23 protein-coding genes are annotated in these 25,064 nt (G+C 27.1%); 7 read left to right on the top strand and 16 right to left on the bottom strand.

The window, feature by feature from the left end; genetic code table 11:
* Nucleotide 1: 1 nt before the first annotated feature.
* Nucleotides 2-1,045 (bottom strand): D-alanine--D-alanine ligase, encoded by a 1,044-nt coding sequence (locus CKV87_RS03730; protein WP_012012507.1) that lies wholly within the window; start codon nt 1,043-1,045, stop codon nt 2-4.
* A gap of 18 nt (nt 1,046-1,063) precedes the next feature.
* Nucleotides 1,064-1,621, bottom strand: a complete 558-nt coding sequence (gene ruvA / locus CKV87_RS03725) for a Holliday junction branch migration protein RuvA (RefSeq protein ID WP_012012506.1) — start codon at nt 1,619-1,621, stop codon at nt 1,064-1,066.
* Nucleotides 1,622-1,729: 108 nt separating this feature from the next.
* On the opposite strand from ruvA, the gene CKV87_RS03720 reads away from it, so the two are divergent.
* Entirely contained in the window at nt 1,730-3,922 is a 2,193-nt protein-coding gene (locus CKV87_RS03720; RefSeq protein ID WP_012012505.1) for a methyl-accepting chemotaxis protein, read from the top strand.
* 25 nt (nt 3,923-3,947) lie between these two features.
* Here the strand turns inward: CKV87_RS03720 and CKV87_RS03715 are convergent, their stop codons facing one another.
* The 3 genes from CKV87_RS03715 to CKV87_RS03705 form a co-directional block, all read right to left on the bottom strand.
* Complete coding sequence (locus CKV87_RS03715) at nt 3,948-4,301, bottom strand: hypothetical protein (RefSeq protein ID WP_012012504.1); 354 nt, start codon at nt 4,299-4,301, stop codon at nt 3,948-3,950.
* 52 nt (nt 4,302-4,353) lie between these two features.
* A complete protein-coding gene (gene truD / locus CKV87_RS03710; protein WP_012012503.1) occupies nt 4,354-5,418 on the bottom strand; it encodes a tRNA pseudouridine(13) synthase TruD in 1,065 nt (354 codons plus the stop codon).
* 133 nt (nt 5,419-5,551) lie between these two features.
* Entirely contained in the window at nt 5,552-6,373 is an 822-nt protein-coding gene (locus CKV87_RS03705; protein ID WP_012012502.1) for a thiamine-phosphate kinase, read from the bottom strand.
* A 117-nt stretch (nt 6,374-6,490) separates the two neighbouring features.
* Between CKV87_RS03705 and CKV87_RS03700 the strand changes: the two genes are divergently transcribed.
* Both CKV87_RS03700 and CKV87_RS03695 read left to right on the top strand, forming a co-directional pair.
* On the top strand, nt 6,491-7,882 hold the full coding sequence (locus CKV87_RS03700; RefSeq protein ID WP_012012501.1) for a sensor domain-containing diguanylate cyclase: 1,392 nt from the start codon (nt 6,491-6,493) through the stop codon (nt 7,880-7,882).
* A 43-nt stretch (nt 7,883-7,925) separates the two neighbouring features.
* Nucleotides 7,926-8,627: a nitrous oxide reductase accessory protein NosL gene (locus CKV87_RS03695; RefSeq protein WP_012012500.1), complete on the top strand. Its 702-nt coding sequence runs from the start codon at nt 7,926-7,928 to the stop codon at nt 8,625-8,627.
* 39 nt (nt 8,628-8,666) lie between these two features.
* Here the strand turns inward: CKV87_RS03695 and ppnP are convergent, their stop codons facing one another.
* Entirely contained in the window at nt 8,667-8,981 is a 315-nt protein-coding gene (gene ppnP, locus CKV87_RS03690) for a pyrimidine/purine nucleoside phosphorylase (RefSeq protein ID WP_004510805.1), read from the bottom strand.
* Between the two features lie 116 nt (nt 8,982-9,097).
* Here ppnP and CKV87_RS03685 point away from each other — a divergent pair, with 116 nt between their 5' ends.
* Nucleotides 9,098-9,352: a hypothetical protein gene (locus CKV87_RS03685; protein WP_004510804.1), complete on the top strand. Its 255-nt coding sequence runs from the start codon at nt 9,098-9,100 to the stop codon at nt 9,350-9,352.
* Entirely contained in the window at nt 9,352-9,969 is a 618-nt protein-coding gene (gene recO, locus CKV87_RS03680) for a recombination protein RecO (RefSeq protein ID WP_012012499.1), read from the top strand. Before CKV87_RS03685 ends, recO begins: the two co-directional genes overlap by 1 nt.
* On the opposite strand, the gene CKV87_RS03675 is transcribed toward recO, so the two are convergent.
* Both CKV87_RS03675 and ychF read right to left on the bottom strand, forming a co-directional pair.
* Complete coding sequence (locus CKV87_RS03675; RefSeq protein WP_012012498.1) at nt 9,964-10,788, bottom strand: HDOD domain-containing protein; 825 nt, start codon at nt 10,786-10,788, stop codon at nt 9,964-9,966. The two genes, recO and CKV87_RS03675, sit on opposite strands and share 6 nt — an antisense overlap.
* A gap of 9 nt (nt 10,789-10,797) precedes the next feature.
* The gene (gene ychF, locus CKV87_RS03670; protein WP_012012497.1) at nt 10,798-11,901 is read right to left on the bottom strand and encodes a redox-regulated ATPase YchF; all 1,104 of its coding nucleotides are present in this window, start codon (nt 11,899-11,901) and stop codon (nt 10,798-10,800) included.
* 194 nt (nt 11,902-12,095) lie between these two features.
* Between ychF and CKV87_RS03665 the strand changes: the two genes are divergently transcribed.
* Together CKV87_RS03665 and kccS are read left to right on the top strand one after the other, a co-directional pair.
* A complete protein-coding gene (locus CKV87_RS03665; RefSeq protein ID WP_012012496.1) occupies nt 12,096-14,195 on the top strand; it encodes a carbon starvation CstA family protein in 2,100 nt (699 codons plus the stop codon).
* 2 nt (nt 14,196-14,197) lie between these two features.
* Nucleotides 14,198-14,395 (top strand): KCU-star family protein, encoded by a 198-nt coding sequence (gene kccS, locus CKV87_RS03660; RefSeq protein ID WP_004510798.1) that lies wholly within the window; start codon nt 14,198-14,200, stop codon nt 14,393-14,395.
* 84 nt (nt 14,396-14,479) lie between these two features.
* Here the strand turns inward: kccS and CKV87_RS03655 are convergent, their stop codons facing one another.
* From CKV87_RS03655 to CKV87_RS03620, 8 genes are all read right to left on the bottom strand, one after another.
* Nucleotides 14,480-15,724 (bottom strand): PepSY-associated TM helix domain-containing protein, encoded by a 1,245-nt coding sequence (locus tag CKV87_RS03655; RefSeq protein ID WP_012012495.1) that lies wholly within the window; start codon nt 15,722-15,724, stop codon nt 14,480-14,482.
* 11 nt (nt 15,725-15,735) lie between these two features.
* Nucleotides 15,736-16,401, bottom strand: a complete 666-nt coding sequence (locus CKV87_RS03650) for a DUF4198 domain-containing protein (RefSeq protein WP_012012494.1) — start codon at nt 16,399-16,401, stop codon at nt 15,736-15,738.
* Between the two features lie 98 nt (nt 16,402-16,499).
* Nucleotides 16,500-17,780 carry a class I SAM-dependent methyltransferase gene (locus tag CKV87_RS03645; RefSeq protein WP_012012493.1) on the bottom strand — a complete coding sequence of 427 codons (1,281 nt, stop codon included), beginning with the start codon at nt 17,778-17,780 and terminating at the stop codon, nt 16,500-16,502.
* Nucleotides 17,781-17,792: 12 nt separating this feature from the next.
* Entirely contained in the window at nt 17,793-18,662 is an 870-nt protein-coding gene (locus CKV87_RS03640; protein WP_012012492.1) for an alpha/beta hydrolase, read from the bottom strand.
* A gap of 78 nt (nt 18,663-18,740) precedes the next feature.
* Nucleotides 18,741-20,831: a TonB-dependent receptor domain-containing protein gene (locus CKV87_RS03635; protein ID WP_012012491.1), complete on the bottom strand. Its 2,091-nt coding sequence runs from the start codon at nt 20,829-20,831 to the stop codon at nt 18,741-18,743.
* Between the two features lie 214 nt (nt 20,832-21,045).
* Nucleotides 21,046-22,122, bottom strand: a complete 1,077-nt coding sequence (locus CKV87_RS03630; RefSeq protein ID WP_012012490.1) for an alpha-hydroxy acid oxidase — start codon at nt 22,120-22,122, stop codon at nt 21,046-21,048.
* Nucleotides 22,119-22,799, bottom strand: coding sequence for a Fe2+-dependent dioxygenase (locus CKV87_RS03625; RefSeq protein WP_012012489.1), 681 nt, complete (start codon nt 22,797-22,799; stop codon nt 22,119-22,121). Before CKV87_RS03625 ends, CKV87_RS03630 begins: the two co-directional genes overlap by 4 nt.
* Nucleotides 22,800-22,882: 83 nt before the next feature.
* The gene (locus tag CKV87_RS03620; protein ID WP_012012488.1) at nt 22,883-25,030 is read right to left on the bottom strand and encodes a TonB-dependent siderophore receptor; all 2,148 of its coding nucleotides are present in this window, start codon (nt 25,028-25,030) and stop codon (nt 22,883-22,885) included.
* Nucleotides 25,031-25,064: the final 34 nt, after the last annotated feature.

Here is a 25,064-nt window from a genome sequence, read left to right as displayed (position 1 = left end):
GTTATTTTCCTTTAGCTGAATGAATTTTATTTACATACTCATAAGTTATTGGAATATGTTTTTTTCTAGGAAGATTTTTTGCTACTTGATGAAATAAAGATTGAAAATCTTCAAATAAATAGTTTGCCATAGATCCTGGAATTGAGTTGATTTCATTTAAATAAATCTCATCATTAATCACAAAAAAATCACATCTTATGATTGAACCTTCAAACAGTGTGTTATAAAGTCTTTTAAATGACTCTTTTATTTCATTATTTAACTTCTCGCCTAAATCAACCTCTTTTGCTTTTGATGTTCTTGAAAAGTCTAAATATTTTTTATCAAAATCTAAAAATTCAGCTTTTTGTGGTTCTTCAATAATTGAAAATTTAAACTCTCCATTTACTTTTGTTCCAGCTAAGTTATACTCTTTTACTCCACTAATAAAAGGTTCAATTATAATTGCATCATCAAATTCAAAAGCAACATCTAAAGCATATTGAAGTTCTTCTTGAGATTTAACTATTGCTACACCAATTGAACTTCCTAATTTTACAGGTTTTAAAATAATAGGGAAACTATCTACTTCAATTTTGTCATCTTTTGTAAAATATTTGTAATCTAAAGTATTAACATTAACACTTTTCGCATAACCTTTTGTTAAAAATTTGTTTGAACTAACAACACAAGCTTCTGTTCTTGGTGCAATAAAAGGAATAGAATAAAAATCTAAAACAGAAGATAAAATACCATCTTCTCCATCTCCACCATGAGAAAGATTTAAAACAACATCAAAATCTATATTTTTATCTTTTGAGAAAACTCCACCTTTTTTATAAAAACCACCTTTTTGAAAATAAACTTTATCAAATTTTTTGTATTCACCACTGCTAAAAAGTTTTGATTTTATAATATTTGTTGGAATATGATACATCTGTCTTGAAGAGTCTAAAAACAAATAAATTATTTCATCTTTTTTTAAAACATCTTTTAATGCAATTGAACTTACTATTGAAATTTCATGTTCAAAACTTATTCCACCAAAAACTATTGCTACTTTCATTAATAAACCTTTTTTATACTATTTTTGTAATTTTTTTAATGCTTCTTTTACTAAATCACTTGTATTTGAATTAACACAAGTTTTTAATACACTTGATACTAAATCTTTTTTAAATCCTAAAGATTCTAAAGCTAAGGCAGCTTCTAAAGCTGAAGATGAACCACTTGTTTCATCATTTGAATCAATAATAAATCCAGATAATTCTACTAAAATTCTACTAGCACCTTTAGGTCCAATTCCTGGAACTCTTTTTAACATTGAAACATCATTTGAGCTTACTATTTGTGCAAATGATGTTGGTGTAAAAGTAGAACAAATTGCAAGTGCAACTTTAGGTCCAACTCCATTTATTTTTATAACTGTATCAAAAAGCTTTTTTTCATTTGAATCCAAAAAACCATATAAACTTTGTGCATCTTCTCTTATAATATGAGTTATTTCCAATTTTACATCATCAGAAACAATCTTTGAACTACAATTTAATGAAACAAAAACCTCATAAATAACTCCATTTACGTTTACATTTAACTGTGTTGGTTCTTTTTTTATTATTTTTCCTATAAGTCCTACTATCATAAACTATTTTTTTTCTCTTTGTAAAAATTATAATTTTTATTTAAAATTAATATTTAATAAATAAACTTCATTATATAATAAATACACTTAAATAAAAAGGCTTGTACGATGTTTGAAATTATAACTAAAAAGATTAGTAATAAGATCATAGTTGCTCTATTTGCATTGATGTTTATTAGTAGTACCACTATTGTATATATAACTACATCTAAAGTTACCAAAGATTCTATTGCTAATGCTAAAGAAAATTTAGGGATGCTAAACGCATCTATGTTTCAAACTCTAAGAAATACTATGAATACAGGAGATCCTGCACTAATTGCAAAGGCTGAAGAAGAAGCTAGACAAATAAAAGGTGTAAAAAATCTAACTGTTGCAAAAAGTCAAGCTTTACTTGAATTATATCCTTCAAATACTCAATTTACTACAGACAAAGAGATTCTAAAAACTTTTGAAACAAAACAACCGTCAATTATTCAAAGTGATGATAAAAATGGTCACTCTTTAAGAATGATTAAACCTATGATTGCAACAAGTGAATGTTTGATGTGTCATGCGAATCAAAATGAAGGTGATGTTATAGGAGTTATGGACTTAACTTTCTCTTTAGATGAAGTAGATGTTTCTATTAGTCGTTTAGTGGCTGATATTTCAATAATGTCATTAATCTTAGGTTTAATCACTATTGGTCTTATCTTTATAATTGTTAGAAAAGCAACAAATCCTATAGATGATTTAAAAGATGGTTTTTCAAATCTTTTAAATTCAAATGATTCTAATATCAATTTAAACATCAAATCAAACGACGAGATTGGTGATGTTGCAAAACTATTCAATGCTTATATGGATAAAGTAAGAGATGGTTTAAAACAAGATGAAAAAGTTATTGAAGAAGTTAGCAATGTTATAGAAAAAACATCAAATGGTTTCTTTGTTTATAATGTAAATTCAAAAGCTGCAAATCCTCACGTAGAAGATTTAAAAAATAAATTGAATATTATGATAAGCACTATAAAAGAGACTTTAGATAAAATAAATGAAACATTAAGACACTATTCTGAATCAAAATATGATTTTATTATGAATGATAATATTCATGGAAACTTAGGTTCTTTGGTATCTGGTATAAAATTAGTTGGTAATAATACTTCAGAAATTCTAGCTATGATTATGAATGCAGGAAATGCTCTAAACCAAAATAGTAAAACTTTAACTGAAGCTTCGAAAAATTTATCTCTTTCGTCAAATGAACAATCTGCATCTTTAGTTGAAACAGCTGCTGCAATTGAGCAAATCACAGCAACAATTCATAATAATACAACTTCAACTGTAGAGATGTCTAAACTTGCACAAAATCTTATAGATTCAGCAAAAAATGGACAAGTTTTAGCAAATCAAACTGCACTATCTATGGATGAAATAAACAAAGAAGTAAGCTCAATAAATGAAGCTATTGAAGTTATTGATCAAATTGCATTTCAAACAAATATCTTAAGTTTAAATGCAGCAGTTGAAGCAGCAACTGCAGGAGAAGCAGGAAAAGGGTTTGCTGTTGTTGCAGCAGAGGTACGAAATCTTGCAAATAGAAGTGCTGAAGCAGCTAGACAAATAAAAGATATAGTTGAAAATGCTACAAATAAGGCAAAAGAAGGTAAAAAAATCTCAGATAATATGATACATGGATATACTGAGCTAAGTGGTAATATTGCAACTACATTAGAAACAATTGATGATGTTTCTAATTCGTCAAAAGAGCAAGAAAAAGGTATTGTTCAAATTGGAAATGCTATTACTCTTTTGGATAAAGCAATACATAAAAATACTGAAATTGCAAAACAAATTTCAACAATAACATCAAATATTAGTTCAATGTCAAGTTCACTTATAACTGTAGCTTCAAGAGCATCATTCTTAGAAGATTCTTTAGATAAAGTTTGTGATATTGACTTAGTTTATGATACAGCTTTAATTAAAGTAGATTTATTAAATACAAAAGATGGAATTTATGGAAAACTTGGAAGTTATGACAATTTTAGAATTGAAAAAAATCAAAATCTAAAAAATTGGCTAACTAATGTATCTGCTTCTAATAAAGAAATAGATTCTGAATTTATAGAAGAATTAAATAAACTAGATGAAAGTTTCCACAAAACACTTCAAGAATTAGTTGAAATAAATTCAAATAAAGATAAAAATACATTTTTAAATAAAAAAGCTGAAGAGGTTGAAAATAAATTAGCACAAATTTTTGAAAATTTAAATAATCTAAAAAAATACCACTGTAAAGAAAATCAAAAATAAAAGAAGATTTTTCTTCTTTTATTTATCAATCTTGCATCTGTTTTATCAAAGCTTCTAATTCTTCATCTGTTAAACTATCTTCTGTCTTATCAATAGTTTTTGCACTTGGCGCTAAATTATACTGACTCTTGTCAATATCATTTTTTTCACATACATAATTTACTACTCTTTCAATTTTTTGTCTATATAAATCTTGATGCTGTAAAGAACCATAAATATTTGATATCAAAGTAGTTATTTTTTCTCTTTTATATAAAGGGATTTCTAAGTCTTCAATTATACTTGCTATATCTTCAGTATTACTAAAAATTTGCTCTGCATCATTTTCAGACTCTTTTATCACTTCACAAAGTTGTGTTATCAATTCTTCGTATTTCATTCTTTCCCTTTATATATAGTTTAAAAAGTCTAACTTATTTTAACTTAATAAATTAATGAATTATTTCTGCAATTACTTCAGTTGCATAAGAACCTTTTGGAAGATAAAATTGTAGTTCTATCCAATTTTTATCCTCTTTATAATTACTTTCTAATTCTTCAGGGAAAATCCAAGCAAATCTTCTTGCTCCATCTTCGTTTATATCTTCTTCAAACTCTTTTTCTATTTCGTAAGCTAAACCTTCAGAATTTTTTACTCTTTTACCACACAAAAGACCAGTTGGTACTCTATCTCTTTCATAAAATTTTAAAGATTCTGTTTCTAAATCTTCAATAGTAAAAATTTTTCCAAAAGGATAATGTGATAATAAATCACCTGTCATAATTTTAAAAGGGTGTTTTTGTTTTTTCATTCTTTTTACAACTTCAAGTGGAAGATTTAATTTTTGATAAATCTCTTTTGGTTCAAAAGCATCAATAAGTTTTGAAATTTCTATTCTTTTAGAAAGCCAAGAATTAAAAAGATAACTTTGATAAGCATTGATATACATTTGTTTTAAGTTTCTATTTCTCTCTTTTAATTTTCCATCAATTATATCTTTACCTTTTTTATAATTATCACCTTCTATTCCAAATCTTTGGAAACCAAAGTAATTTGGAATTCCAAAAGTAGCAATTTGACCTAAAGCTTCTTCAATTTTTCTTTTTTCTACAAGCCCTACTCTTTTTAATCTAATAAAAAATTTATTACCTTTTAAATGTCCAATTTTGATTTTATTATTATGATAAGTTGTTTCAAGTATTTTTATATTTTCGTGTTGAAAGTTTTGTAATTTTTCTTCAAACTTTCTATGAATAGAAATAGATTGGATTGTCATCGCATTTTTATCTTTAAGTCCTGCATATCCAAACTCTCTTGTACTACACTCTAAATATCTTGCTAATATTTCAATAGCATCCCAAGTTGCTAAATCTTTTTTTCTTAATTTTAATATAAGATGTTCACCCTCACCTGAGAACTCATAAAGTGGTATTTCTGTAACCACAAAATCATCTTTGCTTTGCTTAAATACTACATCTATTTTAGAGTGATTTAAATATCTTTGTAATTGTTCCAAATTTTTTCCTTTAAATTAAGTTCCTAATTTTAAGGAACCGATACATTTTTAACTACTTTTAACAATTTATAAAAAATTGTTAAAAGTAGCAAAATACTAAAGAGAACAACGAGTTGTTCTTTCTACTTCTTAACTAAAAATGATGATTTTTACAATCTGTTTTGTATTCACCTTTTATCGCTTTTGCAAAAATATTTAGTTTTATTTTATGTTTTTTTGCTATTTTTTTTATTTTACTTAAATTCTTTTTATTAAAAGAAAAAAGTATTTCATATTCTTCACCAGAAGTTCCTATTTTTTCATCTATTTCATGAAAAAATTCAAAGCCTACTTTACTTGCTTTTGATAAACGTTCAAGTTCAAAAAATAATCCATCAGAAATATCAAGTGAAGCTGTGACATAAGAAGATATTTCATAAAAAAATTCTGGATTTAAAATGGGTTTTATAAATTTTGATTTTTTAGATATTTTTTTATCTTCAAAAAGTTTTTCTAAATCTTTTTTTGTAGTTCCTAATTTTCCAGTATAACAAAGAATTTCACCTTTTTTTATACCATTTCTAAATATTGGATTTGATGTTTTTGAAATAATTGTTACACTAATATCAAGTTTTTCATTTGCTATTGTATCTCCACCAATTATTTCTATATCAAATTCACTAGCAGCTTTTTTAAAACCTTTTGCTAACTCTTGTAAATCTTCATTTGAATATGACTTTGGAATAGCAACACTTAAAAGTGCATACAAAGGTCTTGCATTCATTGCAATCGCGTCAGAAATATTAACTATCATTGATTTATAAGCAATTTGTTTTAAACTCATCCACTCTTTTTTGAAATGAACATTCTCAAAAAAAGCATCCATTGAGTAAACAAAACCATCAATAAAAGCTCCATCATCACCAATAAATTTATTATTTGAAAATTGTTTTATAAAATATTCTTCTTTATTCATTAGGACATTATATCAAATATAACTGCTAATTTTGTTTTATTAGATTTAATAATTTTTTTATTTACTATATCTTTATTTTTATGTATAATTAACTTATATTTTTTATAAGGTTAATAAATGAAAGGGATTATCTATTTAAAAGAATTTTCACATCTTTTAAAAATCAATAAAAATAAAATTGTTGATTACTGGCTTGAAATGCAAGAGGTAAAGGATATATGTCTAACTGCTCAGTTATCAAATGAAGAAAAAAGAATATTTTATGATTTTTTTGATTGTATAGTTAATGTTCTAAAATGGGAACTTACAATGTCAGATTGTCCTATTAGAAATGACTTTTTAAAACTATTAAATAAAAATTCATTAAATATTATAAATCTATTTACACTTTTATCATCTCTAAAAGCATCTCTTTTCCGTTTTTTTTATGAGGAAGAACTCTTATCATTTGCTTTGCAAACGGACATAGAAAAAAACTTTTTATTAATAAAAAATGAACTTTATATTGATTATGAACATTTATTTAGTCAAAAATATAATATAAAAGATAATCATTCTAATTTACTTTCTGAATATAAAAAGGCTGTTGATTTAAGCAATATTGTTTCAAAAACAAATCCCAAAGGTCTTATTACTTATGTAAATGATAAGTTTTGTGAAGTTTCAGGTTATAGAAGAGAAGAATTAATAGGAAAAGCTCATAATATAATAAGACATCCTTCAATGCCAAGTAAGATATTTAAAGAATTGTGGGACACAATAAAAAATAAAAAGCCATGGCAAGGGCTTATTACGAATTTGAGAAAAGATGGTAGAAGTTATGTTGTTTACTCAACAATTGTACCTATTTTAGATATTGACGGAGATATTGTTGAATTTATTGCAATAAGAAATGATGTAACAGAATTTGAAAATGCTAAGGAGCAATTAAGCACTCTAAATAAAGCTATGAAACACAAAGTTGATGAGCTTTATTCTATGGCACAAACTTTAGAACAACAAGCCTCTATCGATATTTTAACTGGTATATTTAATAGAATGAAGTTTGAAGAATTTTTTGATTTAGAAGTACAAAAAGCAAAAATACAAAAAAATCCATTAAGTATTATTTTACTAGATATTGATGATTTCAAAAGAATTAATGATACTTTTGGTCATGATGAAGGAGATGAAGTAATAAAATCTATTTCAAATTTACTAACAAAAAATGTTAGAGGAACAGATACTCTTTCAAGGTGGGGAGGAGAAGAATTTGTAATTCTACTTCCAAATACTTCTCTTGAACAAGCAAAAATAGTAGCAAATAATTTAAGAAGAATTATATTTGAACATGATTTTAACGTATCACAAAAGAAAATAACTTGTAGTTTTGGAGTTGCAATTTATAATTATGAAGATACAAAAGAAAAATTATTTAAAAGAGTAGATAAAATTTTGTATAAAGCAAAAAATAGTGGTAAAAATATAGTTTTAGGAGAAGATGAACTAAATAATTTAACAAAAAATTAACACCTTTTTTATATAATTAAATATTTTAAAACAAAGGAAATTTATGAAAAAAAGTATATTTTTCATGTTTGTTGCTTCTTTATTTACGAGCTTAAATGCTCATGACATGATGTCACATTCTAATCATATGGAAGAGACATCAAAAAAAGTAGATATAAAAGAAACATTAATTGCAAAAAAAGGTAAAAAGATATTTGAAGAACTGTGTGATAAAAATCAAATTAAAGATTTTACTTCACTAGATGAAGCAAAAGAGTTTTTAACAGCAAATGCTATTTGTAAAAATTTAGATGAAGATAAAGTTGAAGCTGTAAGTCTTTATTTATCAAATCCACTTTTAGCAAATGAAAAATCTCAAGTTATTGATGTTCCTAAAGATGCTAAATGTCCAGTTTGTGGAATGTATGTAGCAAAATATCCAAAATGGGTAGCAAAAATTTCAACAAAAAGTGGAAATTCTTACTATTTTGATGGTGTAAAAGATATGTTAAAATTTTATTTTGATCCATCAAAATATAGTAAAAATGAAGTTAACATAGATGAAATAACTGTAACTGACTATTATTTCCTTGAAGCAATTAATGCTAAAAATGCTTATTTTGTAATAGATTCTAATGTTCATGGTCCTATGGGAAAAGAGATTATTCCTTTTAAAGATGAAACTCAAGCTAAAAAGTTTATGCAAGACCATTTTGGGAAAAAAGTTTTAAAATTTGAAGAATTAGATAAAACTATCTTTGAATAAATTACATTACAATGCGATTTTTTCGCATTGTTAGTAAAATTAATTTTTTATAAAAGAACAACAATAATCAGTTAAATTATGTACTCTTAGTTTAAATTTTGAATTTGCTGGAACTTCAAAAGAAGCAGGAGCATCATATTTTTTCCACTCTTGTGCTGGTAATAAAACTTCTAAAGAACCCATTTGAATATCAATAATCTCTTTATTTACTGTATTTAACTCATATTCACCTGGAAGCATAATTCCTAAAGTTTTTTTAGAACCATCTTCAAATGTAATTGATCTACTAGTAATATTTCCTCCATAAAGAATGTTTGCTGCTTTTGCAATAGAAACACCTTTGAACTGTGCCATATATTCTCCTTACTATCAAATATCTTATATTCTAACACAGATATTATACTAAATAATTGAAGCAAAAGGGTAACTCTTTTTTGTTATAATTACCAAATTTAAAAAAAGGTGTAAAAATGACTATCCAAAAAGAGTTAGAAAAATTAATAAAAGATGAAGTTCTTATCGAAATAGAAGATTATATTGATGATTTATTTGAAATTATTGCTTCAAAAAAAGATGATGAAAATGTAAAAGAAGAGTTAAAACATATGCAAGAAATGAAAAAAGATTTTGAAGATATGTTAGAAGATTTGGGAAATAACGAAATTGATGATGAAGAGTGCAAAGAGATAATTGAAGAGATAAAAGAGATGCTAAAAGAAGATTAATGCAAGGTTATATTCTAGATATAAAACCTGTAAAAGACGATGATTTAATCGTAACTATTTTAACTGAAAATGAACTTCTAACAACTTATCGATTTTATGGTGCTAGACACTCAAATATAAATATAGGATATAAAATCGATTTTGAATTAGAAAAAACTAGATCAAGTATTTCAAGGCTTAAAGATGTTTTACAACTAGGATTTCCTTGGATACTTGATAATGAAAAAATGTACTGTTGGCAAAGATATATAAAACTATTTTATCCCCATTTAAAAGATTTAGAACAAGTTGATAGTTTCTATTTTTACTCTTTAGATAATTTAGTTCATATTATTTCAAAACAAAATGTATTACGAGCAATTTGTGAATCTTATATATCTCTAATAGAGTTTGAAGGAAGATTACATAGTGATTTTGAATGTTTATTATGTGAATTACCAATAGAAAATGAGATTTCTTTAATTCGTGGATTTATTCCTGTTCACTCGAAGTGTATATTAAAATCTAAAGTTTTTGAGATTTCTAAAATAAAAGAGTTATTTAAAGAAAAAAAAAGCATTCATCTAAGTGATAGTGAAGTTGAATACTTATGGAATATTCTACTTCAAGGCTTATAACATATTGTCAACTCTATCTTTTAAAGTAGTTATTGCATTTTTTAAACTTGTTATATCTAGTTTATATTTTGAAGCTTTTTCTATAGCTTTTTTAACATTTTCATCACTTAATGGATTTTTTATATAAGCTGCTGTTTTTATAACTTCTAAAATTTGAGTCTGTTTTTTATATTCATCATTAACATTTGAGATATTATCAACATTTTCAATCATATTTACTAATTTATCACTTAGTTTCCAATGTCTAAAAATTTGAGCTGTTACTTGAGAAGTTGTAATTCCTAATAGATTTCTTTCAACATCTTCAATCAATTCACCTGAATCAACTTTTCCTCTAAATGTCTCAGATAAATTTTCTTGTTTAATATAATCAGCTAAAATAAATTTTCCAGTTTCTTGTAAAAGTGCAGGTAAAACAATCTCTTCTTTTAAAGCTAAATCAATTTTTGAAAGCCACAAATTTGCTAAAATTGAGGCGGTATTTGAAGCTTTCATAAAATCATTTACATTTACACCATAAGGTTCTAAATCTGATTTTAATAAATTTTGTACAGTTCCTGCTATTGCAATAGAAATTGTGAAATTAATTCCAAGCAAACTTACAGCACGAGCTGGCGTTTCAACTCTTGATCTAAATCCAAACATCGCTGAATTAGATATTTTTAATAAAGTTGAAACAATTAAGGCATCTTTTTCAATAATCTTTAATAAATCAGCTATTTCTTTATTTGGTTTTTTTCTAAATTCTTCAACTTCTATTATCGTTTTTGGTAAAGGAGGTAAAGAATCTATCTTATTTAAAATATTAGTTGAAAACAAATTTTATTCCTATACATTAAATCTAAAGTGCATTACATCCCCATCTTGTACAACATAATCTTTTCCTTCAAGTCTTAACTTACCTGATTCTTTACATTTTGTCTCTCCACCAAATGTTATAAAATCTTCGTAAGAAATAACCTCAGCTTTTATAAACCCTTTTTCAAAATCATTATGAATAACGGCTGCTGCTTGTGGAGCTTTTGTATTTTTTCTAATTGTCCAAGCTCTAACTTCTACTTTTCCAGCTGTAAAATAACTCATAAGACCAAGTTTATCAAATGCTTTATGAATAATTTGCTCTAATCCTGATTCTTGTACACCTAAATCTGATAAAAACTCTTTTGCTTCTTCATCAGAAAGTCCAACTAACTCTTCTTCTATTTTTGCACATAGCATAATAACATCAGCATTTACACTATTTGCATGTTCTTTTACCATATCAACATATTTATTTCCACCATCAGCTAATGAATCTTCATCAACATTTGCTCCATAAATTACATCTTTATTTGATAAAAATCTTAACTCTTTATCAAGTTGTTTGAAAGCTTCATCTTCAAGTTTTTCAAAAGTTTTAACTGGTTGTAATTCACCAATATGAGCATATAACTCTTCTGCAATAACTAATTGAGAAGCAGCTTCTTTACTTCCTTTTGCTTGTTTTTTAAGTCTATCTATTTTTTTCTCTAATTGAGAAATATCAGCATAAATAAGCTCTGTTTCAATAATCTCAATATCTCTTAAAGGATTTACATCACCTTCAACGTGAGTAATATTTCCATCTTCAAAACATCTTACCATATGTAAAATAACTTCAACTTCTCTAATATTTGATAAGAATTGATTTCCTAAACCCTCACCTTTTGAAGCTCCTCTTACAAGTCCTGCAATATCAACAAAGTCAATAGTTGAATGCTGAATTTTATTTGGATTTACTATTTTTGCTAACTCATCAAGTCTTTTATCAGGTACTGGAACTACCGCTTTATTTGGTTCAATAGTACAGAAAGGATAATTTTGAGCCTCTGCATTTTGTGCTTTTGTTAAAGCATTAAAAGTTGTTGATTTACCAACATTTGGAAGTCCTACTATACCTACACCTAATCCCATATTTATCCTTTTAACTACTATAATTTTGGCTGATTATAGCTAAAATAGATAAAAAAAAAGATAAATTTTTATTTAATTTATCTTTGTTACTTTTCGTACTCTCTTATCCGATTTTTTGCCTATTTGATTAAATTTTTTTATAATAATGTGTTATACTAAATTGCGATTTCAAAATTAATAAAAAAGGCTAGATTATGAACAAAATTCTATGGTTTTTTGTTGCTTTGCTTGGGGCTGTTTGCTTTGGGTACTTAGCACTTCAAAACGGTGAAACTGTTTCAGCTATGTATTTAGTTGTTGCAGCGGTTTGTATCTATATGATTGGATATAGATTTTATGGTAGATTTATTGCTTATAAAGTTTTAGAACTTGATAAAAACAGAGCAACACCTGCTGTTGTTCAAGATGATGGAAGGGATTTTGTTCCTACAAATAAATCTGTTTTATTTGGTCATCACTTTGCTGCTATTGCTGGTGCTGGTCCACTTGTAGGTCCAATTTTGGCAGCTCAAATGGGTTATTTACCTTCTATGTTATGGATACTAGTTGGTGGAGTTTTTGCAGGAGCCGTTCATGACTTTATCGTTCTATTTATTTCTACAAGAAGAAATGGTAGATCTTTAGGAGAGATGATAAAAGATGAATTAGGAACATTTACTGGTGGAGTTGCAATGATTGCAATTTTTGGGATAATGCTTATTATTATTGCTATTTTAGCGATGGTTGTTGTAAAAGCACTTGCTGAGTCACCTTGGGGATTATTTACTATTGCAATGACTATTCCTATTGCTATTTTTATGGGAATTTATATGAGATATTTAAGACCAGGAAAAGTTGGAGAAGCTTCAGTTATAGGATTTGTTCTCTTAATTTTAGCAATTCATTATGGAAGTGTAATTGCAGCAGATCCAGTATGGGCAGCTAGATTTACTTTTGATGCTCCAACTTTAGCAATTATTATGATGGCTTATGGTTTTATTGCAGCAGTTTTACCTGTATGGTTTTTACTTGCTCCTAGAGATTACCTTTCAACATTCTTAAAAATCGGTGTAATTGTTCTTATGGCTATTGCAATTGTTATTGTTGCACCTGAAATTCAAATGCCAAAAACAAACTCTCAATATTTTAATGGTACTGGTCCAGTATTTGCTGGTGCATTATTTCCATTCTTATTTATAACAATTGCTTGTGGAGCTATTAGTGGATTCCATGCTTTAATTTCAAGTGGAACAACTCCAAAAATGTTAGAAAATGAAACTCATGCTCTTCCTGTTGGTTATGGTTCAATGCTTATGGAAAGTGCTGTTGCAATTATGGCTTTAATTTGTGCAACTATTTTACATCCAGGTCTTTACTTTGCTGTAAACTCATCTGCTGCATTTATAGGAACTGACATAACACAAGTTGCAACAACAATTTCAAGCTGGGGATTTACTGTTAGTCCTGAAGAAATTATTTCATTAACAACAAATATTGGTGAACAAACAATTTTATCAAGAACTGGAGGAGCTCCAACATTTGCTATTGGAGTTGCATTAATCTTACATGAGATTTTTGGTGGTGTTGATATGATGGCATTTTGGTATCATTTTGCTATTTTATTTGAAGCTCTATTTATTTTAACAGCAGTTGATGCAGGAACAAGAGCTTGCAGATTTATGGTACAAGATATTTTAGGAAATGTTTACAAACCATTAGGAAATATTCATAGTTATCCTGCAGGAATACTTGCAACAGCACTAAGTGTAGCTGGTTGGGGATATTTTTTATATCAAGGTGCTATCGATCCTAAAGGTGGAATTTATTCACTTTGGCCACTATTTGGAGTAAGTAATCAAATGCTTGCTGGTATGGCTTTACTTTTAGGAACTACTATTTTAGTAAAAATGGGAAAAGCAAAATATACTTGGGTTACAGTAGTTCCTGCTGTTTTTGTTTTAACAGCAACAATGTATGGTGGAATTCAAAAAGTATTACCATTCAAAGAAGGTGATAGAGTTCACAACGCAGTAAGTCACGTTGCTGTTGCACAAATTCAATCTAAAAAAATTCAAGATCTTGAAGCTTCACTTTCAACTATGACTGATCAAGCAGAAATTGAAAAAGCACAAAAAGCAATTTCAGCTGCTAGTAAAATCAAATTTTCTAATATTGTAAATGCTATTTTATGCGTATTCTTTATGATTACTACTCTTTTAGTTATTATTGCAACTATTGGAATTTGTTTTGGAAAAATCAAAATCCCACTAAAAGAATCACCTTACGTAAAGTTAGATAGTCTTCAAAAGGCTTAAAAATGTTTGACAAAATAAAAACATTTTATGAAAAATCTGAAAAGTTTTTTCATCCCCTTGTGGGGCTTTCAAGCTATGAAAAATATTTAGAACACATGAAAAGAGTTCATCCAGATAAGGAAGTTTTGAGTCGAGGTGACTTTTTTAAAGAGTGTATAGAAAGAAAATATAATAGTGGTGGTATTAATAAATGTTGTTAATCTCTTTAGGATAAAGTTTTTATCAACTCTTATATTTTCAACATTATAAAAGGAAGAAGTTTTTAACTTCTTCCTTTTTTTTATTTAAGATTTTATTTTTTGAGTTTTTGAATTTTTCTTTTTATGTCTATTTATAAATAACATATATCCTGTAACAGTAAATAATATCATCAGTAAACAAGCAATAAACATTAAAGTTTGCCCAATAATACCAAAATATTCTCCTGAATGAAGAGGAAATATACTTTTAAGTAGTTGCTCATTTAAACCTAAATTCTCAAATCTATCATGTTTTAGCATTTTTTCAGTACTTATATCTATTTCTAAACTATTTATTTCTCTAAAATGTGTTGCATTTTCGTCTAAATATGTAAATTTATAAACTGTACCTTTTTGAGGAAAAGTAACACTTGCATTTGTATATGCTCTTTGCACAAAATTGTTAAACAATAAAACAGCTTTTTCATAATCCTCAAAATTTGCTTTAGACATTTCTCTTACCTGATTTTCAGAATTTTGTACTCTATCTGTTTGAGTTTTTTGCTCTTTCTGGGCTGTATTATTTTGAGATTTTTCTGCTTGCATTTTTTGTGCATTTTGTTGATTTGCTTGTTGTGGCATATTTCGTACAGGTTGTTCAACTCCTGCTATATTAAATAACATTCCACGATACCAATCATAAGACCAATAAAGTCCTGTAAAACATGCTAATAGATAAAAAATCAATACCCACATACCAACAGCACTATGCATAGTTGATAAAAATGCTCTTCCATTATGTTTAAAACTAAAAGTAAAACTCTTGAAGAATGCTCTTTTTACTCTTGGCCAATAAATAATCAATCCTGAAATAGACAAAATTATTAAACTAATAGTTGAAATAGCTACAATTTGTTTTCCAATAGGTTTTAAATCACCTTCTAAAGCAAACCATCTGTGAAATAGCATTACAAAAGTAAAAAAATCATTTCCTTTAATCTCAGGTAAAATATCTGCATTATATGGATTTACATAATATCTTTTTCCACCTCTTGCATTTCTATCTTTTGATTCAATAGTTATAATAGAAGAAGACTCTACATCACTTGAAAATGTTATACCATTTATTTTTGCATCAGGAAATTTTGTTTGAAAATTATCTAACATATCTTTTGTTGATAATTTTATTTTATTTTCAGGCACACTAACAATATAACTATCTTTGTTTATAAATTTAGTTATCTCTTTTTGGAAAGATAAAATAGCTCCACTTACTCCAATAAGCAAGAGAAAAACTCCTGCTACAACTCCTAAAATCCAATGGATTTTAAACCATATCTTTTTATGCATCTACTACCTTTTTATTTTTTAATTTCCCAAGATAAACCTTGATTATTTTCGATAGTATAAGTCATAACATGAACTGTTTTATCATAAGCTTTCCCATCAACTTCACCTTTTGTTTCATCTTCATATTTTGCTTGAATTAAATACAAACCTTTCCAAGGAGTAATAATAGTAAAATCACCATTATCATCTGTCATAAAAGTTTTTTCCCATCCAGTTGGAGAAATAACTTTGATTTCTGATTTTTTCACTCCTTGATTGTTATATATTAACTTAAAAGTATTACTATTTTTTTCTATAGGAACTATATCAAATGCTGTTATAACCTCAGTAATTGTTCTACCTGCTTTTATATATGCAATTCTTTTTGTAGTTATACCTGTGTCTCTATTTTTTCTAGGTTCACTTTCTTGAACTACTACAATATCACTTTTTTTAGAAAGAGTATATGTAATATTGTCATTATTTCTTTTGATTTCTTTTATTAAATCTTTTGGATAAGTAACACCCTCTTTTATTCTTTCGAACTTTTCACCACTTTCTTTTTGATTATCAGCAAAATGTCCGAAAAACAACTGAGCTTCATTTTTTTTATCATCTAACTTTAACCAAACTTCATGAGCATTTGCTCCTAATATTACAATTGATGATAACATCATCGTATAAACTAATTTTTTCAAGATAAACTCCTTTTTTAATAAAATAAGATTTTAACATACCAATTTTAATCATTTTTTAACAAATTGAGAATTGTTATTATAATAATTTTGACTATATTTTATATTGCAGTACAACATTTTGGATAAATTTCTAAATTTATTCCATCTTTTTTCATTTTGTCATTAAATTTATCAACAAAATGCTTATCTATATATTTTTCGTTGCTTGAAACTACTTGTAAATAGTTTGCATTCATAAGTAAAAATATTGTTTCTATTAAAAACATTGGTTTATTTATAAAACTTTTTAGAGTAGATAATTCTTCAAAACTCATTTCTTTTTTTGACAATTTTTCCAACATTTCTGAAATAACTTCTTTTGGTGCTTCTATATCTCCAATTAAAGTATTAAAAGTTATGGCACCATTTTTTGGTGCATTTGGAAGAAGTTTAAATTTTAATTTATTTATTACTTCTATATGTTCCTTATTTGAAAATATTTGTGGATTTTTTTGAAAAATGTCAACTCTTTGTTTGGAATTTCTAGCTAAATCTTTTAAATACTCTTTTAAATCTGGTGCTTTTGTATTTTTTATAATCTCTTGCATTTTAGAAGGAATACTTATATTATCAAGATTTTCAATAACATTTGCGCTACCTAAAAATGTAGCTTTTGCATTTTCAAAAACCATTTTATGAATATCAACACTAAATAAAGGATTCCAATAATCTGTTAAAAACTCATGAGCCAAGTATGAGTTACTATTTTCTAAAGTTTTTACAATAGAATTTATTTTGGGATTATCAACAAAGGTTCCTGCATTATTTAAATCATTAAATAAATTTTTACCTATTTCAATACTTTTATTAGATGACTCATTTACATGATGATCAACTAAATTTAATAATTTTTGAATTGGTAATAGTGGAGTTGAACCAGGATAACACATATAATGAAGATAAAGAATTCCTAAGTCATTTAAAAATTCTGATACTATTTTCAAGATATTTTTTTGGTTAGTTGGCGAAATCCAAGAAAAAGTACCATGATTTACGATAAAATCAAATTTGTTATGATTAATTTCTAAAAATGTAGCAAAATCAGAGTGTATAAACTCTATATTTTTAAGTCCAATAAAATTTGCATCATTTTTTGCTTTATCTATATGTTCTTTATTAAAATCTACCCCTATAAAATGTCCATTTGGATTATTTATTGCACTAATTATTAAGTTTGTCCCTGTTGCACAAGCTAGTTCTAAATATGAAAATTTTTGTAAAATATTTGGTGTTTTAAAGCCCAAAAAATTTATAGTACTATTTAACCAAAGTGGTTGCATTTCCTTATAAAAAAATATTGGGTAAGAAACATCTAAAATATAGCCATCTTTTTGTTTCATATATATCCTTTTTTATTCTATCGATTCTAATTTAAAAATTTCATTCAAGGCAGGAAATAATGCTTCAAGATGAGAAGCATTAGAAATATTTAGAATTTTTATTTTTAAATTCTGAGTATTTTTTAAATATGAAGAAAAAGTCTCAATATCGCTTGGATTCTTCCCTTTATTCTCTATCTCACCAACACTTAAATATAATCTTGTAGGATTTTTAACTTCTAAATTTTTATTTTTTAACTGATTTAAAATAAAAAAATCATTCCACCAAATAGATGGACTTGCTGCTATGAAGTTTTGAAAATCTTGATTATGATTTAAAAAAGCATATAGAGTAAAAAGTCCACCATAAGAGTGACCAAACAAAGTCTGTTTTTTTGTGTTTATTGGATAATTTTCTTCAATTATTGGTTTTAACTCATTTTGTAAAAAATTATAAAATTTTTCCGCTCCACCTTGTACATGCTCTGAACTTCCACGATTTGATATAGTTTTTAATTCACCTTTATATGGTGGTGTATAATCGAAACTTCTAGCTTTTAAATCAAAAAGTTCTCCAGAAGTATAACCAATAGCAACTATTAGTGGTGGGACTTTTTTTGTACGATAAGACATATCATCAATAGCTTGTGCCATAACAGAAGCATAAGGAAAAGTTGCATTTCCATCTAAAATGTAAACAACATCATAGCCATTTATAGGCTTTTCTGCTTTTGGCTTATAAACTTGTATTAAATATTTTTGTTCATTTGAAGATATAACAAATTCTTGATTATGTTCGTTTCCAATTAATGAAATACCTTTTTGTATATTTATATTAGAATTTCCAAACAAATAAAGATTTAAAAAAGATATAAAAAATAATAACTTTATTAAATTTTTCACTATATACTCCTTACGATTTCTTAGAAATTGAATTTAATTCACAAATTTATAAAACAAGGATTAAAATCCCTGTTCATATTAAAATTTTAGATTCATAGCAACGCTATATCTTCTACCGTCTATATCTCTTTCATTATCTGCATCTTCATTAATTTCATTTGATATATTATAAACTCCAGCTAAAAACTGCAATTTATCATCATATTTATAAACTCCACCTAAATCAAGAAGAGTGTAGGCTTTTCTTTCAACATAAGAAGAACCTCCACCACCTTGAGATTTGCTACCTGTTGTTTTACCATTATAATTAACTTGTGTCCACAATAATAATTTAGAAGTTACATCCCAATCAAGTCCAGCATTAAACATATGTTTTGGAGTATCTGTGAAAGGTCTTCCTTTATCAGTTCCACTTTTTTGTTCTGTTTTGTTATATGTATAAGAGTGTCTATATTTTAAATTTTCTAAAATATAATAATCTGTTGTAAGTTCTATTCCCTTACTTTCTGCCTCATCAACATTTTTTGTTTCAGTATAACCCCATTGATGAGGAGCATAAGTCGTCCCTTTATATGTACAAGGTTGATTTGCTTCGCAAACTTTTGGATTAGTAATTCTCATAAGTTTATCTTCAAAATCTGTTTGAAATAACATTAAGCTCCCAGCAAGTCCTAAGTCAGAATTATCATAAGCTAATCCAGCCTCATAATTCATACTTTTTTCAGGTGTTAAGTCTGGATTTCCTAACATTACTCCACCCATAGAAACTCCTGCAAAATCTGGAGCAGATTGTCTTAAGCTTGGTGCTTTATATCCAGAAGTAACTCCTCCTTTTAAGTTTAAATTATCTGTTAAACTATATACTGCATAAGCTTTTGGTGAGAAATTACTTCCAAATTGTTCATTGTAATCATATCGTCCACTTAAAGTTAAAGCTAAATCATCAGTTACGCTCCAAGTATCCTCTGCAAATAAAGCCCATTGATATCTTTCCATTTTTACAATATCATTTATATTTGCAGGTAATCCATTTGTAGCACCATCTTCAAGATTCTCTTTTTTATAATTTGCACCAATAGTTACTGAATTTGTATCAAAAAAATATGTACCTTGGGAATTTAAAGTTGTTGTTTCGAATTCAATTCCATTTCCAGTTGTTGCATTTACTCTTGATGGATTTTTATCTTTATCATAATTAACATATGAATCAATTACAAACTTATCATATTTAGCTTGATGATCAATAAAATATTTATTTTTTATTGATTTAGAATAACTCTCAGTTTGTGCTACTGGAACACCCATACTATTTAAAAGTTCTTTAGGAATACTTTTCCCGGGAGTTGAAGTTCTTTCTTGAATTGTGTAAGAATATCCAAGATTTACAGTATTATTTTCATCTGGAGTTACAACAAATCTTCCACCTGCATTTTTTCTTTCAAATTCGCTATCCCCAGATAAAGTTGTACTTTCTGAACCATTTGCATTTTTTTTAACTTTAAAAAAATCACTTTCACTTGTATCCATAATACCTGCATCAAATTGAAAAGATAAAGTTTTTTCAATAAGTGGTGCATTTACATATACACTTGTATTTGATGTAGTATCATTCACTTTATTAGATTTATCTGCTTTTATATATTCTGTTTTGATACTAGCTGTTGCTTTATCCATATGTTTTTTTGTAATTATATTTATAACTCCGCCCATAGCATCACTTCCATAAAGTGAAGAAGCAGGTCCACGAATTACCTCTATTCTTTCAATAGCTTCTAAAGGTGGTAAAAAGTTAATAGGAGCACCAACAACTCCTCCATTTGGATTAAAAGCATCATTTCCTTGTACTGGCTTTCCATCAATCAAATATAATGTATACTCTGAACCCATACCCCTTATAGAAATTGTTTTATTAGCTCCACTACCGCTTACATTAATACCTGGAACATTTTTAAGAGCGTCAGATATATCTCTATAAGATTTTTTCTCTAATTCTTCTTTTGTAATAACTGAAATTGTTGCTGCAGCATCTTTAATATTTTGTTCATACCCACCAGCAGTAGTTACAACTTGTACCTCATCTAATGTAGTTGTTTCATTTGCACTTAATAATGTTCCACTGCTTACAACTAAAAGAGTTGCAACACTTCTTGCCATTTTAATTTTTATCATAATATATCCCTCTTTTAAAATTTGATCTATTAGTTTGATATATTTAAATTTTTTATATCATCAACTATATATCATTTTAATAATGAATGTTAAAATTATAATATTAAAAAATGACAATAAAATGACATTTTGATAATTAGTATTAAAAATTGTCAAATAATAATTTAATAAATCGAAATAAAAAATGATGAAGATTTAGTTTTTTATACTATATTTATTGTACCAATATTGTTTCATCTATACTTTGTATATCTTTACATCCTGTAAATATCATAGAAACTTCTAACTCTTCTTTTAAAATTTTTAAAGTATGAGCAACACCTAAAGCACCAGCAGTAGCCAAACCATAGATAATAGGTCTACCAATTAATACAGCATTTGCACCAAGTGCTATTGCTTTTAAAACATCTGTTCCTCTTCTTATACCACCATCAAATAAAATAGGTATTTTTTTATTTATAACTTTTGCAATTTTAGGTAAAAGTTCTATTGAAGCAGGAAGAGTATCCAAAGTTCTTCCTCCATGATTTGACACAACAATACCATCAATTCCTAAATCTAAAGCTTTTTTTGCATAACTTACAGAAGTTATTCCTTTTAAAATAACTGGCAATTTTGTATTCTTTTTCAAATATTCTATATCCTTCCAAGTTGGAAGATATTCGACAATATCAAATATATTTTCAAAATTATCAGTTGTTTGGAATGGATTTTTTATATTAATAGCACTTATTCCATCAGGTAAAAAAAATCCCATTCTTTGTTCAACATTTCTAATACCACTTATTGGTGCATCTATAGTTATAACTAAAGCCTCATAACCAAGCTGTTCTACTTTTTTTATAAGTTCTAAATTTACATTCATATCAGGTTGAATATATAACTGAAACCATAAAGGAGAATTTGTATATTTTGTAATATCATCAAAAGTTGAACTAGAAAATGAACTCACAATCATACAACTATTCATAGCATTTGCAGCTTGTGCCGTTGCTATTTCACCATCAATATCAACTAATTTTTGGTATGCAACAGGAGCTATAAAAATAGGAGTTTCATAGTTTTTTCCAAATAATTGTATATTTGTATTTGCATGGCTTAAATCTTCCAATGTTTTTGTTTCTAAAAAAATCTTTTGAAATGATTTCTCATTACTTTTATAAGTAAGCTCATCACCAGCTCCACTACAAACATAAGCCAATGAATTTAAACTCATTCTCTCTTTTGCATATCTTTCATAGTCATATAAACTTACCAAATCATTTGGTATATAATCTAATTTTTGTTTCAAAGTTCAGACCACTCTTGAATTAATTTATGATAATGAATAGACAAATTTAAAGTTTCTTCTATTTCTCCATAATTTACTCTCAAACTTTGAATAGTATTGTCTAATTCAAATAAAATACTTCTTTTCCAAGCACTTCTAATCATACTTTGTATCCACATAAAACTAACCATTCTTACACCTTTTGTTACAGGTTCAACTCTATGCAAAGAAGTTGAAGGATAAAGTATCAAATCACCTGCAGGAAGTTTTACTTCATGAGTTCCAAAAGTGTCTTCAATTACCATTTCTCCACCCTCATACTCTTCGGGGTCAGTAAAAAAAAGAGAACATGAAATATCTGTTCTAAAAGCCTTTTTTTCATTCATATCAAATAATATTGAATTATCAACATGATTACCATAATTTCCACCATTTTCATATTTATTAAAAAATGGTGAAATTATATGTTTTGGTAAAGCAGCACTTATAAATAAAGGATTAGAATTTAATGCAGTTTTTATAATATCTCTTAAATAATTTGTTAAAGGGTCACTTTCAGCTAATTGAAAATTATTTTTTGCATTTATCGCTTGATTGCCAGCAGTTATTTTCCCATCTATCCAATTTGCTTTATTTAGTAAATTTCTGCATTCAGTTAATTGTTCTTTACTAAGAACTTCTGGTATATGTAGTATCATGTTTCCCCTTTGATTACTTTGTAAATAAAAACTTTTTATTTTATCTACAAAATAATAAATTCAATCCTATTAGGATTGAATTTTTAAAATTTATAATTTAAAGAGAATAATCCACTTCTTGAAGCACCTGGTGTATATCTTCTTCCTGAATTATTCATATTTGCAACATACTCTTCATCAGTTAAATTATACACATTTAATTGATAAGTAATATTTTTATTATATTTGTACGAAGCCATAACATCATAAACAACATAAGAATCAATTTTAGGAGTAGTTGATGTTGTATTTGTTTTAACATCTTGACTTCCTACATATCTTGCACCAGCTCCAAGATTAAATGCTGGTGTAAATTTATATGTTGTCCATAAAGTTGCTGTGTGCTCTGGAGCAAATCTTAAACTTAAACCTTCACTTGTTGAAGTAGAATTTGTATACTCTGTATCCATTTTTGCAAATCCTGCACTCATACTCCATTTATCAGTAATATCTCCAACTATTCCAAATTCTATACCTTTAACCTCTTTCTCTCCATTTTGAGAAGTAGTTCCATCTGATTCAGTCATTGTTTCATTTTCAACCACTGTTTTATAAATCGCTGTTGTTATAGATAGTCTATTATCTAATAAATCCCATTTTGTACCAATTTCGTCTGTTACAGATTTTTGTGGTTCCATATCTGGATTATTTGCATTTGTAGTTGTTGCACTTAAAGTAAAGTTAGCTCCACCTGGAGGCAATTGTGTTGTAGCTCTTGAAATATAAACACTTCCATTATCAAGTGGTTTGTAAACTAAACCTGCTTTGTAACTATTTAAGTGTCCATCATCTTCTAAAGTTGAAGGAACTAATGTATTTGAAACTATATCATTTGTTGTATCATATCTATCAAATCTTCCTCCTCCTGTTAAGATAAATTTCTCACCAATATTTATTGAATCAAATAAGTATGCACCAACAGTTGTAGTTTCTCCATCACTTTTTTGACCACTAAAAGATAAATCATTCCATGAAATATTTGTTGGATTATATAAACTTGTTACTTGTGCTGCTTGAGAAACATAATTTTTTGTAAGTTGATTTTCTTTTGTTAATTCTATACCTGTACTTATTTTATGTAATAATATACCAGTTTGTATTTCTGTTGTAAGATTTAATTGATTTGTTAATATCTCATTTTCTTGCCATCTTGCATGCATTCTTCTATCAACAGTTGAATTCGTTGTCGAATAATTAAAAGGTGAAGTTAATAACATCTCTTGGCTTGTTTTTGCATATCTTGCAGTATTTGTAAACATAGTATTATCTGATATATCTTGTTCAAATTTTATAGTAAATGTATCACTTTTTGATTCTTCAAAATCATCAGAGCTTCCATAAAATTTAGAAGTATCAGCTTTTTTTGCACCACCATTTAAACCTACTGTTGGGATTCCACCATCTGGAACATCATCTTGTTCTGTATGTTCATAATTGATAGTTGTTCTTGTAGCAGTTCCTATTCCAAAAGCAACAGAAGTAGCAATTCCTGTTCTATCTATTTCAACTTCATCACGTCCTGCAACATCACCTTTTTGTTTCAATACATTTAATCTAATACCTGTAGTTTCATTTAATGCTTTATTTAAATCAGCTGTTAATCTAGCATTTTTTGCAGTACTATATCCAGCTGTTCCAGAAGCTTCATCAACATTTTTTGCTGTTTTTGAAACTTGATTAATATATCCAGAAGAAACACCTCTTCCATTATCAGAACCAACTGCGCCTTTTGTAACTTCAACTGCTTCAGTGTTGTACATATCTTTTACTGCATTTGATAAATCTCTAATTCCATCTTTAAAAATACTTCCTTGAACATCAAAACCTCTCATATTGATATTATCTTTAGCATTTGTATTTCCATTTTCACCAAGATTTAAAGTAATACCCGGAGTATTTCTAAGTGCCTCTTGTAAAGTTGTAGCTTGTTGTTCATCCATTACTTTTTTTGTAATAACTTGAACAGTTTGAGGAGTATCAATTAAATCTTGTGTAATTTTTGAAGAAGAAGATTTATCAACTTTATAACTTTCTGAATAATTATCTTTTTTTTCATTAACATTAATTTCATCCAATACAGTTTCTGCACTTAAAATAGCAGGTGTTGATAATAAAATTGTTGCAGTAATAGCTGATGCAGTTAAATATATTTTTTTATTTGCATGTTGTTTACTTACAATGTAGTTTTTCATTCTATTCCTTTTTTTATATTTTTAACTTTGTAAA

Origin of the sequence: Aliarcobacter butzleri (genome assembly GCF_900187115.1) — a bacterium.
Taxonomy (GTDB): domain Bacteria; phylum Campylobacterota; class Campylobacteria; order Campylobacterales; family Arcobacteraceae; genus Aliarcobacter; species Aliarcobacter butzleri.
This window is presented reverse-complemented; position numbering and strand designations above follow the sequence as displayed.